General features: G+C 59.2%; 1 protein-coding gene. It reads right to left on the bottom strand.

What is annotated here, in order from left to right; translation table 11 throughout:
- A partial coding sequence (locus tag QMX89_RS22670; RefSeq protein ID WP_282349955.1) for a hypothetical protein occupies window positions 1-384 on the bottom strand: 384 nt, incomplete at its 3' end.
- Window positions 385-708: the final 324 nt, after the last annotated feature.

Here is a 708-nt window from a genome sequence, read left to right as displayed (position 1 = left end):
TTCGGATCCGTCTGCAGGGTAGGTGGCCTGCGGGCTGCGATCGGACCCGTTCTCGGCGAAGGTGCCTTGTGGGGTGCGATCCGAGCCGTCTTCAGCGAAGGTGGCCTGAGGGGTGCGATCGGAACCGTTCTCGGCGAAGGTGCCTTGTGGGGTGCGATCCGAACCGTCTTCAGCGAAGGTGGCCTGAGGGGTGCGGTCCGAACCGTTCTCGGCGACAGTGCCTTGTGGGGTACGGTCCGAGCCATCTTCGGCCAGGTAGGGCTGGCTGTAGCTGGCAGCGCTGGAGCGAAGCTCGGCGGAAACACTTTGATCCGCAGCTGGCATGGCGAAAGCGTTGGCAGCGAGGACGGACAGGGTCAGGGAAAGCAGCAATTGGCGTTTCATGATGTAGGCGCTCCTTGGGAGGGCAGAAATTGGGTACAGAGCCAATGCTACTCTTTGAAATTCGATAGAAAAGTTCATAAAGGCAATGGTAACAATCAACGAAAATGATGTTTTGCCGCGAGGGCTCTAGATCGAGGGTTTCAGTGCACCAGCGCGGGGATTTTCGCGAGCTTGGGCACCGTTGTCGGGCGTCACCATCGGTAACGTTGATAGTGAATGACGCATGCATATTTCGGATTGGACGCGTTTTATCGGGCGGATCCCATGCACCGCCGACGCGGCTTGCGCCGGTGCTACAGGGGCATACCACGATCCCTGTAGCAG

It is taken from the genome of Pseudomonas sp. PS01301 (genome assembly GCF_029960215.1).
Lineage (GTDB): Bacteria > Pseudomonadota > Gammaproteobacteria > Pseudomonadales > Pseudomonadaceae > Aquipseudomonas > Aquipseudomonas coleopterorum.
Note: the sequence above shows the minus strand (reverse complement) of the source record. Positions and strands in the feature narration are given on the sequence as shown.